A 14,747-nucleotide genomic window follows, 5' to 3' on the forward strand; every position below is an offset into this window, starting at 1 on the left:
GCCCCGACTGTCCGCTCGCGCGCAACGGCTTGTCAACGACAAGCGATGGCGCATTGCATCATCGGCACGCATCGTGGCGCACGGCGGTGCCCTCGAAACCCGGTTTGATCGGCGCGGCTCCTGCGCTACACCAAGCGCGACCCACACAGGACCTCTCGTGTCCGCAATGATCCGCGCGCGGCCGGCGCTGCTGCTGCTCGACTTCGACGGCGTGCTGGCCAACTACACGCGCACCGTGCGCATCGCCGCGCTGGCCGCGCACTGCCGCTGCGAGGCCGCGCAGGTCCGCGAGGCCCTGTTCGGCTCCGGACTGGAAACCGCCTACGACGGCGGCGAACTGGATACCGACGCCTATCTGCAGCGGCTGAGCGCAGGCCTCGGCGCCCAGGTGGATGCGACTGCATGGATCGCCGCACGGGTGGCCGCCAGCCGCGCCGATGCCGGAGTGGTCGCGCAGGTGCTGGCACTGGCCGACCGCGTCGACATCGGCGTGCTGACCAACAACGGCGCGCTGATGGCCCAGGCGATCGCGCAGATCGTGCCGACGCTGTTCCCGTTACTGCAGGGCCGCGTGCTGTGCAGCGGCACGCTGGGCGGGCGCAAGCCGCAGGCCGAGGTCTATCGGCGTGCGCTCGACCACTTCGGCGTCGCCCCGCGGCACGCCCTGTTTCTCGACGACCTGTTCGTCAACGTGCGCGGCGCCCGTGCCATCGGCATGCGCGCGGAAACCGCCAGCGGCGCGCGTGCGGTGCGCCGCGCCCTGGCACGGCACGGCCTGGCGTAGGCATCACGCCTACGCACGCGGCAGACGCGCCCTGCCGCAGCGACAAGGATGGAGTAAAGCGGCTCCAGCCGCGACGCGCGATGCGATGGCCTCGCGGGCCCCAGAGGCCATCGCCCCCGTATGCGGCAGCCACCGGTCATCGCGTCGGGACTGAAGTCCCTCCCACAGGCGCTTGCCTGCACGTCACGTGACCGCTGGCGCGATGCCCACCTGTGGGAGCGGCTTCAGCCGCGACGCGCGATGCGATGGCCTCGCGGGCCCTAGAGGCCATCGCCACCCGCATTGCGGCGGTCACCGGTCATCGCGTCGGGACTGAAGTCCCTCCCACAGGCGCTTGCCTGCACGTGACGCGTCCGCTGGCGCGATGCCTACCTGTCGGGGTAACTGTCAACGCGTGCCGACGTACTCCCGCAGCGCCGTGCGCAACCGCTGCAGGCCCTCGGCCAGCTCCTGGTCGGTGATGTTCAACGCAGGCACGAAGCGCAACACGTCCGGCCCGGCCTGCAAGGTCAGCACCCCGTGTGCGGCGGCGTGGTCGAGGATCGTCCCGGCCTGCCCGGCATGCGCCGGGTTCAACACCGCACCGAGCATCAGCCCGCGTCCGCGCACCTGCGAGAACAGCCTGAATTCCTCGTCGAGCGCCACCAGGCCCTTGCACAGCGCGGCCGACTGCCGCGACACGTTGGCGGCGATCGCCGTCGAGGCCAGCTTGCGCAGCGCCACCCGTGCCACCGCCGCGGCCAGCGGGTTGCCGCCGAAGGTGGTGCCGTGCGCACCGAACTGCATAGTCTCGGCCACCTTCGGCCCGGCCAGCAGCGCGCCGATCGGGAAGCCGCCGCCCAGCGCCTTGGCCAGGGTCACGATGTCGGGGACGACCTGGTCCTGCCAGTGCGCGAACAGGGTGCCGGTGCGGCCCATGCCGCACTGGATCTCGTCCAGCACCAGCAGCGCGCCGTGGTGGTCGCACAGCGCCCGCACCTGCGCCAGGAAGCCCGGCGCCGCCGGCATCACCCCGCCCTCGCCCTGCACCGGCTCCAGCATCACCGCGGCCACGTCGCCGGCGGCCATCGCCGTTTCCAGCTGCACGATGTCGTTGAAGTCGACGTAGCGGAAGCCGCCGGGCAGCGGCTCGTAGCCTTCCTGGTACTTGGGCTGCGCGGTGGCGGTCACCGCGGCCAGGGTGCGGCCATGGAAGCTGCCGCGGAAGGTGACGATCACCCGCCGCTGCGGCGGACGGCCCTGGGCGGTGGCCCACTTGCGCACCAGCTTGATCGCCGCCTCGTTGGCCTCGGCGCCGGAATTGCACAGGTAGGCCTTCTCCGCGAAGCGCGAGGCCACCACCAGTTCCTCGATCAGCCGCAGCGGCGGCTCGCTGTAGAACACGTTGCTGGTGTGCCACAGCTTGCCGGCCTGCTCGAGCAGCGCCGCCTGCAGGTCCGGATCGTTGTGGCCGAGCCCGCACACGGCGATGCCGGCCGACAGGTCGATGTAGTCGCGTCCCTCGCTGTCCCAGACCCGGGCGCCCTGGCCGCGCTCCAGCACCAGCTGGCGCGGGCGGTAGATCGGCAGGCTGTAGCGTTGACCGAGGGCGATCAGCTCCGCGGCGGAAGAAGCGGTCATCGAGGCAGTCCTGCGGGGAAAGCGCCGATTATAGAGACCACCGGCAGCGCGTGCCCGGGGTCGCCGGCGGGCGCCTGGCACCATGGGCCGGCACACCGTCCGCTGCGGCAGCGCACGCTGGGCAGCACTGCCGCTCGGGTAGCATGGGCGCATGCGATTTTTCCTCGATTCCCCGCTCGCCCCGGCGACCGAGCACGGCTGGCGGCGCCGCTGGTTCGACATCATCTATCGGCACGACACCACGCCGTCGCGCAACTTCGACCTGTTGCTGGTGGCGGCGATCGTGGCCAGCGTCGCGGTGATCCTGGTCGACAGCGTGCCGGCGCTGCACAGCCGTCACGCCGGCGCCCTGTACGTGCTGGAGTGGGGCTTCACCGTGCTGTTCACCGCCGAGTACGCCTTGCGTCTGGCCACGGTGCAGCGGCCGCTGCGCTACGCGCTGAGCTTCTGGGGCGTGATCGACCTGTTGTCGATCCTGCCCACCTACATCTCGTTTCTGCTGCCCGGCGCGCAGACGCTGCTGGTGGTGCGTGTACTGCGGGTGCTGCGGCTGTTCCGCATCCTCAAGCTGACCCGCTACGTCGAGGAAAGCAGCCTGCTGGTCGATGCGTTGTGGCGCAGCCGGCGCAAGGTGTTCGTGTTCCTGTTCACGGTGATCACCCTGGTGGTGATCTTCGGCGCGTTGATGTATGTGGTCGAAGGCCCGGCCAACGGCTTCACCAGCATCCCCACCGCGATGTACTGGGCGGTGGTGACGATGGCCACGGTCGGCTTCGGCGACATCGCCCCGCTCACTCCGCTGGGCCGCGCCATCACCTCGGTGCTGATCCTGATCGGCTACAGCATCATCGCCGTACCCACCGGCATCTACACCGCCGAACTGGCCAACAGCCTGCGCGACGCCGACCGCCTTCGCGCGCCGGATCGACGCACCTGCGCACGCTGCGGCCTGCACGGCCACGACCGCAACGCCGGCTATTGCCGGGGCTGCGGCCAGGCGTTGCCCGAGACCGCGCCCTGAGCCCTCACCACACGCCGGTATTGGGCATCGATGCCCACGGCTCGGCCGGGGCCAGCGCATCGCCCTTCTGCAGCAGTTCGATCGAGATCAGGTCGGGCGTGCGCACGAAGGCCATGCGCCCGTCGCGCGGCGGCCGGTTGATGGTCACGCCGAGCGACTGCAGGTGCGCGCAGAGCGCGTAGATGTCGTCGACTTCGAAGGCCAGGTGGCCGAAGTTGCGGGCGCTGCCGTAGTCCTCGTCCGAGCCCCAGTTGTAGGTCAGCTCGACCTCGGCCTCCGGGTTCTCCGGCGCGCCGAAGTACACCAAGGTGAACTTGCCGGCCTCGTTCTCGATGCGGCGGGTTTCGTGCAGGCCCAGGCCTTCGGTGAAGAACTTGCTGGTCTTCTCCAGGTCGTGGACGCGGATCATGGCGTGCAGGTATTTCATCGTGACAGCTCCGAGGGTGGGGAATGGGGCGCGCCGTACCGCGATGGCGCGCGGAAACGGCACATAGGGTAGCGCCGGCGGCGTGCAGGCATGGAGACGCCGTGGGGAATGGGTTCAGCGGAAATAGCAGGCTTTCAGCGGCAGCGCCGCCGCACCCACAGCGCTGGCGTCGGCGGTGGCGGCGGCCGGCAGCAGCCGCGGCAACGGCCGCGCCTGGCCGCGCCGCGGCTGGTTGTCGATGCGCACGTGCGGAATCAGCCGCGTGGCCAGTTCGCGCGGCATGCGCCCACCGAACACCACCGCCTGCGGATCGAAGATCGCCACGATCGCCGAGACGATCAGCGACAGGCCCGGCGCCACCCGCGCGATCCAGCGCTCGATCGCCGGCCACGCCGGGTCGTAGGCGGCCAGCAGCGCGCGGATGTCGGGCAGCGCGATGCCGTCCTCGGCCAGCAACTGCCGCAACAGCTCCAGCGTGCCGCGCTCCAGCCCCTGCTGCGGCAGCATGCCGGCGAACTCGCCGGCGTTCCCGTGCGCGCCGCGCAGGCAGGTGCCGTCGATCACCACGCCGCCGCCCAGGCCGTAGTTGAAGTGCAGATAGGCGAAATCGCGGTACTGGCGGCCGATGCCGAGCAGGCTCTCGCCCGCCGCCGCCACCGTGCCGTCGTTGTCCACCCACACCGGCAGGCCCAGCGCCTCGGCCAACCAGTCGCCGATCGACAGCTCGCCCAGCGCGCGCAGCGGCTCGGGCGGATTCATGTGCACGCCGTCTTCGACGAAGAAGCCGGTCATCGCCACCCCCGCGCCGAGGCGCGGGCCGAGCCCGGCGCCAGCGGCCGCGGTCAGCGCCGCGTCGGCCTCGCGCAATTGCGCCAGCAGCGCGGCCGGCTCGGTCGAGCGCAGCGCGTGTTCGGCGGTGGCGCGGATCTGCCCGCTGAAATCCAGCAGCGCCAGCGACAGCGCATCGGTGGCGATCGCGTAGCCGACGGTATGGCCGTAACCGGGATTGAGCGCGATGCCCGCGCCCGGCTTGCCGCGGCCGGCATGCGCCAGCGAGGCGCCGATCGCGACCAGGCCGCGCTCGGCCAGCGCATCGACCAGGCGCACCGCCGACTGCACGGTCAGCCCGGTGCTGCGGCTGAGATCGGCGCGGGTGGCGGTGCCGGCCAAACGCAGGCGGTCGAGCATGTGCCGCTCGTTGTCGCTGAGATCGGCATGGATGGCGTGGCGGGACTCGGGAAGGCGCGGCAGGGCGACGGCGACTGGAGCGGGCATGGGCGGCGGTGGCATCAAGACCCCGGCAGCATAGCCGCGCCGGGTCGTTGCGGCACCGGCCGCGCTCGGATGGAACAGAGCGTTTGTGCAGCGCGCCGCCGCCCGCACGCCGTGCGCTGCGGTCGCGGCATCCTGTTGCCCAAAACTCGGCGCCGCGTCGCTTCCTGTGCGCCGGCGCCTCGGGGCCTCAGTCCAGGAACAGATCCGGCAGCAGCGGCTGCGACGGATCCAGCGCGTAGCCGGACAGGTCGTGCACGCCCGCCTCGGCCAGCACCGCGTCGTCGATCAGGAACTGGCCGTAGAAACCGGCCGCCGGCCGGGTCAGCACGGCATGCGCGGCGTCGGCCATGATCTCCGGGCGGCGGCCGTTGCCGGCCTCGACGCCAGGGATCATGTTCAGCGCCTCGGTGGCGATCAACGTGCGCGGCCACAGCGCATTGACGGCAACGCCCTGCGGGCCGAACTCGCCGGCCAGGCCCAGGGTGACGAAGCTCATGCCCATCTTCGCCAGGGTGTAGCCGGTATGCGGCGCCCACCACTTGGGATCCAGCGATGGGGGCGGCGCCAGGGTCAGGATGTGCGGGTTGGCGCTGCGCAGCAGATGCGGCAGGCAGGCCTGCGCGCACAGGAAGCTGCCGCGCGCATTGACCTGCTGCATCAGGTCGAAGCGCTTCATCGGCGTCTCCAGCGTCCCGCGCAGCCAGATCGCGCTGGCGTTGTTGACCAGGATGTCGATGCCGCCGAACGCCTCCACCGTCGCCGCCACCGCCGCACGCACCTGCGCCTCTTCGCGGATGTCGCATTTCAGTGCCAGCGCACGTCCACCGGCCGCCTCCACCGCCGCCGCGGCGCTATGGATGGTGCCGGGCAGCTTGGGATTGGGCACCGCCGACTTCGCCGCGATCGCCACATTGGCGCCGTCGCGCGCCGCCCGCAGCGCGATCGCCAGCCCGATACCGCGCGAAGCGCCGGTGATTAAGAGGGTTTTACCTTTGAGGGTCATTGGAGTGGGAATGGAGAATGGGGAATCGGGAATGGGAAAAGCTTAGCGCCTTCTCGTCGCGTGCCCGCCAGACCAGAGGCGCGCGCGGTCCGCTTTTCCATTCCCCATTCTCCATTCCCCACTCCCGGCCTTTCAGGGCTTCGGCCCCTGCCCCTCGTTGTCTTCCCACTTGAGCAGGCGCCGGGTGACGAAGCGATAGACCGGCTTACCGCTGGCGAACCACAGTTCGCGCACCCAGGAATGGCGCTTGAGCAGGCGCCGCTCGATCGGAGTGAGCGCGTGCGCGCAGTACATGCGCTTGTGCTTGAGCAAGTGGCGCAAATCCTCGCGCGCCAGCAGGCGCATCCAGCGCGAGCGCGGCGCGCCGCGCACGGCGAGCTGGAAGTCGATCAGTGCCGGGCTGCCGTCTGCCAGCACCAGCCAGTTCGCTTCCTTGGCCAGGTCGTTGTGCGCCACGCCGCGCCGATGCACCTGCTGCAGCAGGCGCCGCGCGGCGCGGAAATACGCCAGGTCGCCGCGCGGCGGCCGCTGGTACATCGCCGCGCCGTCCAGGTAACTGCGGTCCAGGAAGGTGCCGTCCCAGCCGCGCAATTGCGGCGTTGCCGCCATGCCGTCCAGTTGCCGCAGGGCGAGCGCCTCGCGCCGCGCCAGCCACCACGCCGGCAGCCGCAGCCACCACGGCGAGGCAGTGAGGTCGCGGCGGACGAAACGCGCGTCGCCCTCGCCCAGCAGCAGGATGCGGCCGAAGCTGTCGGCCTTGAGGATCTGGACGGTGCGGGGAGCGGGGGCAGGCATCCGGCCAGTGTAGAGCGTGCGACGCGGTTTGGCCGGTCCGCACACACCGCCCCCGCCAGGCAGGCGCCTGCTCCGGCGCTGGTCAGCTGCGCGTCGCGCTCCACCCGACGGCAGGCCGCACCGCTGGATCGGCGCGTCGCGCTGGACTGCGGCGGATCCACGCACGGCCCCGCGCTCCTCGGCGCGGATTGGACCGGCGCAGTCTGGGATCGCGCCCACAATGCGCCCGCACCAAACCAGGCGCCGGGCAGCCCGGTGCTGCAAGGGCGCTCGCCCGACTCGGCATCGCCAGCGCTAACGGACCGTCATCACGCTCCCTCTATACTTGCCCGATGAATGCCTCATGGACCGATGCCACGCTGGAGTGGATCGCAGCACACCCCATCCTGGCCGGCGCGGTCATCTTCGCCATCGCGTTCTGCGATGCGGTCATCATCCTCGGCACGCTGGTGCCGGCGCTGCCGCTGCTGTTCGCGATCGGCGTGCTGATCGGCCTGGGCCAGATCTCCGGCCCGTATGCGGTGATCAGCGCCGCGCTCGGCGCACTGATCGGCGATGCGGTCAGCTACTGGGTCGGCTACCGCTGGGGCCATCAGTTGCGCAACTACTGGCCGTTCAAGCGCTACCCGCAGCTGCTCGACCGCGGCGAGGCGATGTTCCGTCGCAACGCTTTCAAGAGCATCCTGGTGGCGCGCTACGTCGGCGCCATCCGGCCGTTCGTGCCGGCGGTGGCGGGCATGATGAAGATGCCGCTGCGGCGCTACCTGCTGCCCAGCAGCGTGGCCGCGGTGACCTGGGCACTGCTGTTCCTCGGGCCGGGCTGGCTGTTGGGCCAGGCCTACGACGCGGTGGCCGCGGTCGCCGGGCGCCTGTTCCTGGTGGTGGGCCTGCTGGCGCTGGCGCTGGGCCTGGTGTGGGCGATCGTGCTGTATGGCTACCGCTGGTCGGCCGGGCACATGGACGCACTGCTGGCGCGCGGCCTGGACTGGTCGCGCCGGCATCCGGTGCTGGGCCGCTATTCGATCGCGGTGTTCGATCCGCAGCGGCGCGAGTCGGTGCCGCTGGCGATGCTGGCGGTGATGCTGCTGGCGCTGGGCTGGGGCTGGTTCGCGCTGCTGATGGTGGTGGTGGCGCACGGCGAGCCGCTGCGCCTGGACCTGGCGGTGCACGACCTGATGCTGGCCTTGCGCAACCCGCTGGCCGACTACCCGATGACCGCGCTGGCCTCGCTGGGCGACTGGCAGGTGCTGCTGCCGCCGACCGCATTGGGCCTGCTGTACCTGGCCTGGCGCCGGCGCTGGATGGCCGCGGCGCACTGGCTGGCGGCACTGGCGTTCGGCCTGGCCCTGACCAAGCTGCTCGGCACCACGGTGCACGTGGTGCGGCCGCCTGCGGCCAGCAGCGGTTTCGGCTTTCCGTCGGTGGCGGTGACCATGGCCACGATCAGTTTCGGTTTCTTCGCGGTGCTGATCGCGCGCGAACTGCCGGGGCGCTCGCGGGTGTGGCCGTATCTGCTGTCCGGCGCGGTGGTGACCCTGATCGGCTTCGCCCGCCTGTACCTGGGCGCGCACTGGCTCAGCGACGTGGTCGGCGGCATGCTGTTCGGCATCTTCTGGCTGCTGGTGCTGGGCATCGCCTACCGCCGCCGCTTCAACCGCGGGTTCTGGATGAAGCCGCTGGCCTGGCTGTTCTATGGCGGCTTCGCGATCGCCGCGCTGTGGTACGCGCCGCGCCAGCTGGAACGCAAGCTGGCCAAGTTCGAACCGCCGCCGCCGCAGGTGACGCAGCTGGCGGATGCGGCCTGGTGGCAGCACGACTGGCGGCAATTGCCATCGCGGCGCAACGAGTTCGACGACGACCAGCGCTGGCCGCTGGACATCCAGGTGGCCGGATCGCTGGCGCCGCTGCAGCGCCAGCTCGAAGCGGCCGGCTGGCGCGTGCAGCCGCAGGCCGGCTGGCAACAGGCGCTGCAGTTGCTCGACTACAAGGCCACGCCGGCGCAGGTGCCGGTGCTGCCGGCGACGCTGGACACGCGCGTCGAGTCGCTGCTGATGCTGCGCCCCGGTCCGAATCCGGACGAGCTGTACGCGCTGCGCCTGTGGCCGGCGCCGGCGCGCCTGCAGCCGGGCAACGTGCCGCTGTGGCTGGGCAGCGCGCAGAGCCTGCGCTACGAGCGTCACTTCAATCTGATCGGGCTGTGGCGACCGCTGCGCGGTGCCGATCCGGCGCTCAACGCCGTGACCGAGGCGTTGCACGCGCTGCCCACGCGCAAGGACATGCACCGTCGCAGCCAGATCCCGGTGTTGCTGGTGCGCAGCGACGGCGAGGCGCCGCCGTCGCCCTGAGTGGCGGCGGCGCGCCGGCGCAGCGCCGTCCTGCCTGCGACTGCAGGCAGTGGTGGCGGCTACTTCACCTCGACCAGGATCGAACGCGAGTCGGTGGCGCGATCTTCCCAGTGCCGGGAGTAGATGAGATCGATCGTGCCGCCACCGTGATCGGTGGCCTTGAAGGTGTAGGTGACGGTGCTGGGGCAGCCCATGCGGCCCGTGGCGCAGGCCGTGCCCGGTGCATGCTCGATGTCGAGCAGCGACAGCGGCGCGGGCAGGCTGCGCAAGGCCCAGGCGCTACCGGTCGAGCCGTTCTCGGTGAGGGTGATGGCGAACAGTTGCCCGCGCTGCAGCGCGAACGGCTTCATCGACGGCGTCAGGCAGGTCGTCGGCGACACCTGATCGGCATTGCCGGTGACCAGGGCGATGGAGCCGCGCGCGCAATCGGCCTGGCCCGCAGCGCCAGGGGCCTTGGCCGCCGGCTCGGCGGCGATGGCCGGCAGGCTCAGACAGCCGCCAGCGGACAGCAACAACAGCAGGAAGGAACGCTTCATACGAAGTCCTCGATCGTGCGTGGACAGGACGTCAGGCCGCCAGGGCGGGATGCCGTTGCCGGCAGCCGGGCGCGGCCGCCGATCGCTGCCAAGCGTGGCCTGCGCCTGCTAGCGGCGCGCTGAATGCCATATGCAGGGCGCGGGTCGGAGCCCTGGCCGCCGCGCGAGTGCAGCGCGCGGCGATCGTGGTTGCTGGGGGCACTCGGCCGCGCCGATGCCGGCCGCCGTGTTCCGCATGCCGACCAGGACGGCGCGGCCGCCCTCGCCTGCCTCGCTCAAGGAATCCAGGCCAGCAACTGATCCAGCCGCGCGTGCGGGTCGTCTTCCTGCAGCAGCGACAGGCGCTGGCGTTCGTCCAGCGGCAGCAGTTCGGCCATGCGCCAGCCGACCCAGGCGGCCTGGTCGAGCTGGCGCGGACCGGCCAGCGGATACACCGCGGCGGCCTGATCGAGAATGCTGTCGAGTACCGTCGCCAACAGCGCGTGCTGCGGGCGCAGTTCGTCGTCGCCATCGGCCTCGCGCCATTCCACGTCGCCGACCACCAGGCCGTTGTCGCGGACCCGGCTGCGCAGCACGTGGAAGCGCCGCGCGCCGCGCAGGCTCAGCACCAGCACGCCATCGGCGCCGACATCGAAATCGACGATGCGCGCTTCGGTGCCGAACGCCGCCGGCACCGCCGGGGCACCGGTCTCGCTGCCGTCCAGGATCAGGCATACGCCGAAGCCGCTGTCGGTGCGCCCGCATTCGCGGACCAGGTCCAGGTAGCGGCGCTCGAACACCCGCAGCTTGATCGAGGCGCCGGGCAGCAGCACCGCGTGCAGCGGGAACAGCGGCAGCGTGGTCCGCTGCCCGCTCATGCGCCGGCTCCGCCGTGCCCGGCAGCGCTCATTGCAGCGCGGCCAGGAAGCGGCGCGGCGCGCCGTCGAAGCCGCCGTTGGACATGAACACCACATGGTCGCCGGCGCGCGCCTGCGCCTGCAGCGCGGCCAGCAAGCCGTCCACGTCGGCCGCCGCGCAGGCCTCGCCGCGCACCGCGGCGATCACCTTGCCCGCATCCCAGACCAGCTCCGGCCGCTGCAGGAACACCACCGCGTCGGCGGCCTCCAAAGACGGCGCCAGCGCCTCAGCATGCGCGCCCAGCCGCATCGAATTGCTGCGCGGCTCCATCGCCACCACGATGCGCGCCGCGCCGACCTTGGCGCGCAGGCCCTCCAGGGTGGTGCGGATGGCGGTGGGATGATGGGCGAAGTCGTCATACACGGTGATGCCCTGCGCCTGGCCGAGCACTTCCAGGCGCCGCTTGACGCTGCGGAAGCGCGCCAGCGCCGGCATCACCTGCGCCGGCGCCACGCCCACCGCATGGGCGGCGGCCAGCGCGGCCAGCGCGTTCATCACGTTGTGGCGGCCGAGCAGCGGCCAGTCCACCTCGCCCAGTTCGCGGCCCTGATGCAGCACCGCGAAACGGCTGCCGTCGGCGGCGAGCAGGCGTGCGCTCCACTCGAAGGCCGGATCGAAGCCGAAGCGTTCCACCGGGGTCCAGCAGCCCATCGCCAGCACCTCGCGCAGGTGCGCGTCCTCGCCGTTGACGATCAGCCGGCCGCGGTGCGGCACCGTCCGCACCAAGTGGTGGAACTGGCGCTGGATCGCGGCGACGTCAGGGAAGATGTCGGCGTGGTCGTACTCGAGGTTGTTGAGGATCGCCACCAGCGGCCGGTAATGCACGAACTTGCTGCGCTTGTCGAAGAACGCGGTGTCGTACTCGTCGGCCTCGACCACAAACAGCGGCCGGCCCGCCAGGGCCGGCCCCTGACGTCCTTCTCCCTCCGGGAGAAGCTGGCGCGCAGCGCCGGCTGCGGGTGCGGCAGCCGCACGCCCCAGCCGCGCGGACACGCCGAAATCCTCGGCCACGCCGCCGATCAGAAAGCCCGGCTCGCGCCCGGCCGCCTGCAGCAGCCAGGTCAGGATGCTGGTGGTGGTGGTCTTGCCGTGGGTGCCGGCCACCGCCAGGGTGTCGCGCCCCGGCAGCACCTGCTCGCTCAGCCATTGCGCGCCGGAGGTGTAGGCGCGCCCGGCGTCGAGCACCGCCTCCACCGCCGCGTTGCCGCGCGACAGCGCGTTGCCGACGATCACCTGATCGCAATCCGCGGCGATGTGCTCGGGCAGGTAGCCCTGCTTCAGCGCGATGCCCAGGTGTTCCAGCTGCGTGGACATCGGCGGGTAGATCGCCTGGTCGCTGCCCTCGACCGCATGGCCGAGTTCGCGCGCCAGCGCGGCGACACCGCCCATGAACGTACCGGCGATGCCGAGAATATGGATCTTGCTCATGGCCCGATTGTCGCCGATCCCCCGACGCACGCAAACCGGCGCAGGCGCGGCCGTTGGCCGCAGCAGGCGGGCCGCGGGGCCGATCCGGGGCAATCGAGGCGCGATGCCGTCAAGTAGGGAATCCCCCACATCCGCTGAGGAAAGTCCCCGATAGGCAAGTCGGGAGCCGACGCCGAGAATGAACGGGCCAGCCTCGACACCCTGTGGTTCTACTCCCCAAGAGACCATCCCCAAGGGAGCTCATGTCGTGGGGCCCTGAGCAAGCCCGTTCGCTGGCACTTTTTTTATCGACCCCGGCCCCATGGCGAGCGGCATGCGCGCCCACGGCCGGTCACTCGCTGCGCCGCGGCGCCGCGGGACATGTCCTTATCGTCGTAGGAGCGGCTTCAGACGCGATGCGCATTTCCGGTAAAGCCCGTCGCGGCTGAAGCCGCTCCTACGGGTGCTGCGCGTCGTGACTGGGAGACGCGCAACTGTCCGGGATCCCGCGCCATCTGCACGACCGGCGCCCGCTGCGGGCGCCGGCGTGCCGGGCTGCCTCAGCGGCCGATCGCCGCCAGGATGCGGGCGAGCACCTCGTCCAGCGAGCCGACGCCATCGACCCGCGCCAGCGTGCCGCGCTTGTCGTAGAAGCCGATCACCGGCGCGGTCGAATCGGTGTAGACCTGCAGGCGCTTGCGCACCGACTCGGGGTTGTCGTCCTCGCGGCCTTCGGCCTTGGCGCGGCCGGCGATGCGCTCGACCAGCAGCTCGTTGGCCACGTCCAGCTGCACCACCGCGTCCAGCGGCTGGCCGATCTTGGCCAGCAGGTCGTCCAGCGCCGAGGCCTGCGCCAGGTTGCGCGGGTAACCGTCCAGGATGAAACCGTTGGCGACGTCGTCGCGGCCAAGGCGCGATTCGAGCATGCCCAGCAGGATGTCGTCGGAGACCAGGTCGCCACGCGCCATCACTTCCTTGGCCTGCACACCCAGCGGGGTGCCGGCGGCGACTTCGGCGCGCAGCAGATCGCCGGTGGAAATGTGCGGGATCTGCAGCTTGTCCTTCAGGCGGGCCGCCTGCGTGCCCTTGCCCGATCCGGGCGGTCCCAACAGAACCAATCGCATCAACCTGACTCCTCGAGGAAAGTACCGTGCGCGGCCGGCGGCGTTAGACTCGGGGGCCACGCCTGCGCTGCACCGCTAGATCCCCAGCTTACCGCATCCGGGCAATGTCCCGGCAATGTCCCCACCCCAGGAGCGAACCCCGACCATGGCCCAAGGCACCCTGCTGTACGCCCAGTCCGGCGGCGTCACCGCCGTCATCAACGCCAGCGCCGCCGCCGTCATCGGCGAAGCGCGGGCGCGCAAGGTCAAGGTGCTGGCCGCGCGCAACGGCATCCTCGGCGCGCTGCGCGAGGACCTGATCGACACCTCCAAGGAGTCGACGGCGGCCATCGCCGCGCTGGCCCACACCCCCGGCGGCGCGTTCGGCTCGTGCCGCTACAAGCTCAAGTCGCTGGAGGCCGACCGCGCCAAGTACGAGCGCCTGCTGCAGGTGCTGCAGGCGCACGACGTGCGCTACTTCCTCTACAACGGCGGCAACGATTCGGCCGACACCGCGTGGAAGGTGTCGCAGCTGGCGCAGGCATTCGGCTACCCGCTGCACTGCATCGGCGTGCCCAAGACCATCGACAACGACCTGGCGGTCACCGACACCTGCCCGGGCTTCGGCTCGGCGGCCAAGTACACCGCGGTGTCGGTGCGCGAGGCGGCGCTGGACGTGGCGGCGATGGCCGAGACCTCGACCAAGGTATTTGTCTACGAAGCCATGGGCCGCCATGCCGGCTGGCTGGCCGCCGCCGCCGGGCTGGCCGCGCAATCGCCGGACGACGCGCCGCAGATCATCCTGTTCCCCGAGCGTGCCTACGACGAAGCCGCCTTCCTGGCGCAGGTGCGCAAGGTGGTGGACAAGGTTGGCTGGTGCGTGGTCGTGGCCAGCGAGGGCATCCAGACCGCCGACGGGCGCTTCGTCGCCGATGCCGGCGGCGGCACCGATGCGTTCGGGCACAGCCAGCTCGGCGGCGTGGCGTCCTACCTGGCCGGCAAGGTCAAGGCCGAACTCGGCTACAAGGTGCATTGGACCCTGCCCGACTACCTGCAGCGTTCGGCCCGCCACCTCGCCTCGCGTACCGATTGGGAGCAGGCGCAGGCCGTCGGCAAGGCCGCGGTGCAGTTCGCGCTGAAGGGCATGAACGCGGTGATGCCGGCGATCGTGCGCAGCAGCGATGCGCCCTACCGCTGGAAGATCGAGGCGGCGCCACTGGCCAAGGTCGCCAACCACGAGAAGAAGATGCCCGCCGGCTTCCTGCGCAAGGACGGCTTCGGCATCACCGAGAAGGCGCGCCGTTACCTGCAGCCGCTGATCCGCGGCGAGGCGCCGCTGCCCTACGGCACGGATGGCCTGCCCAAGTACGTGGCGTTGAAGAACGTGGCGGTGAAGAAGAAGCTGCCGGCCTGGGAGGGCTGACAGCGCGGCGCAGGATCGTCATGGCGTCATCTCGGCGCATGCCGTCGCGCGCGGCATGGCGCCATGCGCGCCGGCGTCCGCAGGCGCTGCGCGTGACGCTCGAGGGACACG

The 14,747-nt window shown here is 71.1% G+C and carries 13 protein-coding genes; 4 read left to right on the top strand and 9 right to left on the bottom strand.

From position 1 onward, the window contains the following. Positions 1-166 precede the first annotated feature (166 nt). The gene (locus AC1PLR_RS16075) at positions 167-784 is read left to right on the top strand and encodes an HAD-IA family hydrolase (RefSeq protein WP_481100913.1); all 618 of its coding nucleotides are present in this window, start codon (positions 167-169) and stop codon (positions 782-784) included. Between the two features lie 387 nt (positions 785-1,171). On the opposite strand, the gene AC1PLR_RS16080 is transcribed toward AC1PLR_RS16075, so the two are convergent. Next, entirely contained in the window at positions 1,172-2,404 is a 1,233-nt protein-coding gene (locus AC1PLR_RS16080) for an acetylornithine transaminase (protein ID WP_481101631.1), read from the bottom strand. Positions 2,405-2,555: 151 nt separating this feature from the next. On the opposite strand from AC1PLR_RS16080, the gene AC1PLR_RS16085 reads away from it, so the two are divergent. Continuing rightward, complete coding sequence (locus tag AC1PLR_RS16085) at positions 2,556-3,425, top strand: ion transporter (RefSeq protein ID WP_481101632.1); 870 nt, start codon at positions 2,556-2,558, stop codon at positions 3,423-3,425. Between the two features lie 4 nt (positions 3,426-3,429). On the opposite strand, the gene AC1PLR_RS16090 is transcribed toward AC1PLR_RS16085, so the two are convergent. The 4 genes from AC1PLR_RS16090 to AC1PLR_RS16105 all read right to left on the bottom strand — a co-directional run bounded on the left by AC1PLR_RS16090 (position 3,430) and on the right by AC1PLR_RS16105 (position 6,925). Continuing rightward, positions 3,430-3,852 (bottom strand): VOC family protein, encoded by a 423-nt coding sequence (locus AC1PLR_RS16090; protein WP_010343362.1) that lies wholly within the window; start codon positions 3,850-3,852, stop codon positions 3,430-3,432. A 114-nt stretch (positions 3,853-3,966) separates the two neighbouring features. Then, positions 3,967-5,127, bottom strand: a complete 1,161-nt coding sequence (locus AC1PLR_RS16095; RefSeq protein ID WP_209246032.1) for an ROK family transcriptional regulator — start codon at positions 5,125-5,127, stop codon at positions 3,967-3,969. 187 nt (positions 5,128-5,314) lie between these two features. Then, positions 5,315-6,130: an SDR family oxidoreductase gene (locus AC1PLR_RS16100; protein ID WP_481101633.1), complete on the bottom strand. Its 816-nt coding sequence runs from the start codon at positions 6,128-6,130 to the stop codon at positions 5,315-5,317. A gap of 132 nt (positions 6,131-6,262) precedes the next feature. Continuing rightward, the gene (locus AC1PLR_RS16105; protein ID WP_481101634.1) at positions 6,263-6,925 is read right to left on the bottom strand and encodes a serine/threonine-protein kinase; all 663 of its coding nucleotides are present in this window, start codon (positions 6,923-6,925) and stop codon (positions 6,263-6,265) included. Between the two features lie 332 nt (positions 6,926-7,257). Between AC1PLR_RS16105 and AC1PLR_RS16110 the strand changes: the two genes are divergently transcribed. Further along, positions 7,258-9,270, top strand: a complete 2,013-nt coding sequence (locus AC1PLR_RS16110) for a bifunctional DedA family/phosphatase PAP2 family protein (protein WP_481101635.1) — start codon at positions 7,258-7,260, stop codon at positions 9,268-9,270. A 59-nt stretch (positions 9,271-9,329) separates the two neighbouring features. Here AC1PLR_RS16110 and AC1PLR_RS16115 read toward each other — a convergent pair whose 3' ends face one another. From AC1PLR_RS16115 to AC1PLR_RS16130, 4 genes are all read right to left on the bottom strand, one after another. Further along, positions 9,330-9,806, bottom strand: coding sequence for a protease inhibitor I42 family protein (locus AC1PLR_RS16115; protein ID WP_481101636.1), 477 nt, complete (start codon positions 9,804-9,806; stop codon positions 9,330-9,332). A gap of 275 nt (positions 9,807-10,081) precedes the next feature. Further along, positions 10,082-10,663 carry an LON peptidase substrate-binding domain-containing protein gene (locus tag AC1PLR_RS16120; protein ID WP_481101637.1) on the bottom strand — a complete coding sequence of 194 codons (582 nt, stop codon included), beginning with the start codon at positions 10,661-10,663 and terminating at the stop codon, positions 10,082-10,084. Positions 10,664-10,691: 28 nt separating this feature from the next. Beyond that, a complete protein-coding gene (mpl, locus tag AC1PLR_RS16125) occupies positions 10,692-12,131 on the bottom strand; it encodes a UDP-N-acetylmuramate:L-alanyl-gamma-D-glutamyl-meso-diaminopimelate ligase (RefSeq protein ID WP_481101638.1) in 1,440 nt (479 codons plus the stop codon). A 539-nt stretch (positions 12,132-12,670) separates the two neighbouring features. Then, positions 12,671-13,234 carry an adenylate kinase gene (locus tag AC1PLR_RS16130; protein ID WP_209230549.1) on the bottom strand — a complete coding sequence of 188 codons (564 nt, stop codon included), beginning with the start codon at positions 13,232-13,234 and terminating at the stop codon, positions 12,671-12,673. 145 nt (positions 13,235-13,379) lie between these two features. Between AC1PLR_RS16130 and AC1PLR_RS16135 the strand changes: the two genes are divergently transcribed. Next, on the top strand, positions 13,380-14,636 hold the full coding sequence (locus AC1PLR_RS16135; RefSeq protein ID WP_481101639.1) for a 6-phosphofructokinase: 1,257 nt from the start codon (positions 13,380-13,382) through the stop codon (positions 14,634-14,636). Positions 14,637-14,747: the final 111 nt, after the last annotated feature.

The organism is Xanthomonas sp. NCPPB 3570, assembly GCF_056725115.1.